This is a genomic window from Vibrio sp. 1249-1 (genome assembly GCF_033340495.1).
The window spans coordinates 1-521 of sequence record NZ_JAWOWJ010001155.1 but is presented as its reverse complement, the minus strand read 5'-3'; the positions used below and the strand labels follow the sequence as shown (position 1 = coordinate 521).

Genomic DNA, 521 nt, shown 5'->3' with positions numbered 1-521 from the left:
CCTCACGTGAGGGGCGTTTTTCTTATTGAGGCTATTTTATTGGGACAGCAACTTTCTCGTTGGTTCTTGCTCGGTGTACTCAACCGCATCGCTGGTGGAAAGCTTGTCGACATCTTCTTGAGAGCCGGTTACTACCAACACTTGCTGTTTCACCAAAGCATCGACCACTTCAAGGTTGTTGTGACGAAGAAGCGCTCTCACTTCGCTTTCTTTCCCTTTGTGATATTTCACAAAATAGCGAGCCGGTTGTTGCTCTGCACTTGTTGGACGCTCATCCACAAGAGGAAAGCCTTGGTTGTTGGCAAGGCTGGTGGCGCTCATGCCAATCGCCAATAGCGCGGTCAAACTCCCCGCCGTTACGGAAAGTAAGGTCAGCTTCTTCATAGTCACTCCTTATTGAAATGTCAGAGACCAACTGTTGATTGTACCTGTGTCTCTTCTGGCACTGTCGACGGCTTTTAGTTCCCAAGAACCTTGCGATTCAAAACCAGAGAAATCAACTTGGAAAGTGGTTTTGATAT

2 protein-coding genes are annotated in these 521 nt (G+C 47.6%); both read right to left on the bottom strand.

The window, feature by feature from the left end; all coding sequences use genetic code 11:
- Positions 1-36: 36 nt before the first annotated feature.
- On the bottom strand, positions 37-384 hold the full coding sequence (locus tag R7Z50_RS31005) for a hypothetical protein (protein ID WP_005464009.1): 348 nt from the start codon (positions 382-384) through the stop codon (positions 37-39).
- Between the two features lie 9 nt (positions 385-393).
- A partial coding sequence (locus tag R7Z50_RS31000; RefSeq protein ID WP_318150212.1) for a proprotein convertase P-domain-containing protein occupies positions 394-521 on the bottom strand: 128 nt, incomplete at its 5' end.